Annotated in this window: 3 protein-coding genes; 1 reads left to right on the forward strand and 2 read right to left on the reverse strand. The window is 52.9% G+C overall.

What is annotated here, in order from left to right:
- Positions 1-71 precede the first annotated feature (71 nt).
- Positions 72-815, reverse strand: a complete 744-nt coding sequence (gene ybgI, locus EQY_RS0117120) for a radiation resistance protein YbgI (RefSeq protein WP_000798867.1) — start codon at positions 813-815, stop codon at positions 72-74.
- A 270-nt stretch (positions 816-1085) separates the two neighbouring features.
- Between ybgI and dtpD the strand changes: the two genes are divergently transcribed.
- The gene (gene dtpD, locus EQY_RS0117125) at positions 1086-2567 is read left to right on the forward strand and encodes a dipeptide permease DtpD (protein ID WP_001032667.1); all 1482 of its coding nucleotides are present in this window, start codon (positions 1086-1088) and stop codon (positions 2565-2567) included.
- 125 nt (positions 2568-2692) lie between these two features.
- Here the strand turns inward: dtpD and phrB are convergent.
- Positions 2693-3727: deoxyribodipyrimidine photo-lyase (gene phrB / locus EQY_RS0117130; protein WP_000385535.1), on the reverse strand; the 1035-nt coding region annotated here is incomplete at its 5' end.

The raw sequence follows: 3727 nt of genomic DNA on the forward strand, positions 1-3727 counted from the left end.
CCCCCCCCCCCGCCGTTTCACCTATCAGATAACAACGCGCTCGTTGCACTTTCGATCCCTCTGATTATTCGTTATGCAGGATTAGGAATATCAATAAAGGTCACATCAAGATCGGTATTTTCATTCAGCCACTCGCTCAACGCGCGAATACCGCCGCGTTCAGTGGCATGGTGACCTGCGGCATAAAAATGCAATCCCTGCTCGCGGGCTGAATGAATGGTCTGTTCAGAAACTTCGCCAGTAATAAATGCATCCACGCCAAAACGCGCGGCGCTATCGATAAAACTTTGCCCGCCGCCCGTGCACCAGGCGACGCGTTTCACTACATCAGGTCCGGTATCGCCACACCACAACGGCTTGCGTCCCAGACGCGCTTCAATCCAGGAAGCCAGTTCCAGCCCCGGCACAGGCATGGTCAGTTCGCCCCACGGCACCAACGGCTCAATTTCGCCCATGACCGTGATCCCCAGTAACGCCGCCAGTTGTGCGTTATTACCCAGCTCCGGATGTGCGTCCAGTGGCAGATGCCAGCCATACAGGTTGATATCATTCGCCAGCAAGGTTTTTAAACGGTTACGCTTCATGCCGCGAATTACCGGCGATTCGCCTTTCCAGAAATAGCCATGATGCACAATGACCGCATCCGCGCCCAGACGCACCGCTTCATCGAGCAGCGCCTGGCTGGCGGTGACACCGGTAACAATTTTTTGCACCGTCTCTTTGCCTTCCACCTGCAAACCATTCGGCGCGTAATCACTTATCGCCGCGCTGTTCAGTTTCTCGTTAATCAGTTGTTCCAGTTCGGTGTTTTTCATCTTCGCGCCTTCCGTATTCTGATAGCTACACCGTTAACATAGCGTTACCTCGCCTGTTCGTCGATAGCCAATCTTTTGACATATTAAGAAACAAACAGGCGGCCAAAAGGCGCAAATTGTTTATTTCACCACACCTCAGTTCATGTATATTTATGCAAACAGACAGCATATTGCATAAACAATCAGATCTGTATCAAGGTTTTAACTTTAAGGAAACACACGCACACCGCGCTTTTATTACGTGGCGTCGCATCCAACTGTGGAATTATTATGAATAAACACGCATCACAGCCGCGCGCTATCTACTACGTTGTCGCGCTACAAATCTGGGAATATTTTAGCTTCTACGGAATGCGCGCCCTGCTGATTCTCTATCTCACCAATCAACTGAAGTACAACGATACCCACGCTTACGCGTTATTCAGTGCCTACTGTTCACTGGTATATGTCACGCCAATTCTTGGCGGTTTCCTGGCCGATAAAGTGCTCGGCAACCGTATGGCGGTAATGCTGGGAGCGTTGTTGATGGCGATCGGGCATCTGGTGCTGGGCGCCAGCGAGATCCATCCGACATTCCTCTATTTGTCGCTGGCGATTATCGTCTGCGGCTATGGCCTGTTTAAATCCAACGTCAGTTGCCTGCTTGGCGAACTCTATGAGCCAACCGATCCGCGTCGTGATGGCGGTTTCTCGCTGATGTATGCGGCGGGTAACGTGGGTTCTATTATCGCCCCTATCGCCTGTGGTTACGCCCAGGAAGAATACAGCTGGGCAATGGGCTTTGGCCTGGCTGCGGTCGGGATGATCGCCGGGCTGGTCATTTTCTTATGCGGCAATCGTCATTTCGCTCATACCCGGGGCGTTAATAAAGAGGTGCTGTGTGCGAAAAACTTTCTCCTGCCAAACTGGGGATGGCTGCTGGTTCTGCTGGTCGCAACGCCCGCGCTGATTACTGTATTGTTCTGGAAAGAGTGGTCGGTATACGCCTTAATTGTTGCCACGGTGATTGGACTGGCGGTGCTGGCAAAAATTTATCGCCAGGCAGAAAATCAGAAACAGCGTAAAGAACTGGGGCTGATTGTTACCCTTACCTTCTTCAGTATGTTGTTCTGGGCCTTCGCACAACAGGGCGGCAGTTCGATTAGCCTTTATATCGACCGTTTCGTTAACCGCGATATTTTCGGTTATACCGTTCCTACGGCGATGTTCCAGTCGATTAATGCCTTCGCGGTCATGCTGTGTGGGGTGTTCCTTGCGTGGGTGGTAAAAGAGAGCGTCGCGGGAAATCGTACCGTGCGCATTTGGGGAAAATTTGCTCTTGGCCTCGGTCTGATGAGCGCCGGATTCTGCATTCTGACCTTAAGCGCCCGCTGGTCTGCGATGTATGGACACTCTTCCCTGCCGCTGATGGTTCTGGGGCTGGCAGTGATGGGCTTTGCCGAACTGTTTATCGATCCGGTAGCCATGTCGCAAATTACGCGTATTGAAATCCCCGGCGTGACCGGCGTATTAACCGGAATTTATATGCTGCTTTCCGGCGCGATTGCGAACTATCTGGCTGGCGTCATTGCCGATCAGACATCGCAAGCTTCGTTTGATGCTTCCGGGGCGATCAACTATTCCATCAATGCATATATTGAAGTGTTTGATCAAATCACCTGGGGCGCACTGGCGTGTGTAGGACTGGTACTGATGATTTGGCTGTACCAGACGCTGAAATTCAGAAACCGCGCGCTGGCGCTGGAGTCTTAATAAGCGCCTGATGCGACGCTGACGCGTCTTATCACGCCTGGATGGCTCATTAAATTTGCACTATCAGGCCGGATACGGCGTTCACGCCGCATCCGGCAACTGGGCACAATTGCCCGACGCGTCTGTTATTTCCCCTTCCTCGCCGCCTCATACGCTGCCAGCGTTCGTACTCTCGCTTCTTTGTGATCGACAATCGGCTCTGGATAATCCAGCTTCACACCCGCTTTCTCTGCCCACTTCCACGGCTCATGCACCGATTTTCCCGGCACATCGCGCAGCTCCGGTAACCACTGGCGGATAAACTCGCCTTCGCGGTCAAATTTCTCGCCCTGGGTTGTCGGGTTGAAAATACGAAAATACGGCGCAGCATCGGTTCCGGTGGAAGCCGCCCACTGCCAGCCACCGTTATTGGCTGCCAAATCACCATCAATCAGCTGCGACATGAAATACCGCTCCCCTTCGCGCCAGTCGATCAACAAATCTTTCACCAGAAAGCTAGCTGTGATCATCCGCAGACGGTTATGCATCCAGCCAGTGCTGTTAAGCTGACGCATGGCGGCATCGACAATCGGGTATCCCGTTTTGCCTTCCTGCCAGGCCTTTAAATGCGCGGGATTGCTTTGCCACTGTACGCGGTCAGTCCAGGCAATAAACGGACGATGTTTACACAGCGAGGGGTAATACGTTATCAGGTGACGGTAAAACTCGCGCCAAATCAACTCATTAAGCCAGACGCTACCTGCCCCGCCCTCCATCGCCTGCGGTTGTTCCGCCAGCAGGCGATGTAAACACTGGCGAGGCGATAATCCTCCCGTTGCCAGACTAGCGGACAAACGGCTGGTGCCTTCCACTGCCGGGAAATCACGCTGTTGCTCGTACAGCACTGCTCCGTTCTGGCAAAACTGGCGTAATTGCGCAATCGCCACTTTTTCTTCCACCGGGAAATATGCTGTGTCGAAAGGCTGACGAGGGTAATTCAGCGAAATGGATGGTGCGGGGTCTATCGATCCGCTACTACGTACTTTTGGTGCAGCGACGCACTCCGGCATCCCTTCCCGCAGCCGTTTCAGCCAGGCATTTTTAAATGGCGTAAAGACTTTGTACATCTCATGGTTACCGGTCATCACCGCGCCAGGTGGCAGGATCACGCTGTCATCAAA

The organism is Escherichia sp. TW14182 (assembly GCF_000208525.1).
In the GTDB taxonomy this organism is placed as follows: domain Bacteria; phylum Pseudomonadota; class Gammaproteobacteria; order Enterobacterales; family Enterobacteriaceae; genus Escherichia; species Escherichia ruysiae.

Bases quoted from the DNA above. Each gene is read 5' to 3' on its own strand.
- ybgI (WP_000798867.1), bottom strand. From the start codon at position 815: ATGAAAAACACCGAACTGGAACAACTGATTAACGAGAAACTGAACAGC.
- dtpD (WP_001032667.1), top strand. From the start codon at position 1,086: ATGAATAAACACGCATCACAGCCGCGCGCTATCTACTACGTTGTCGCG.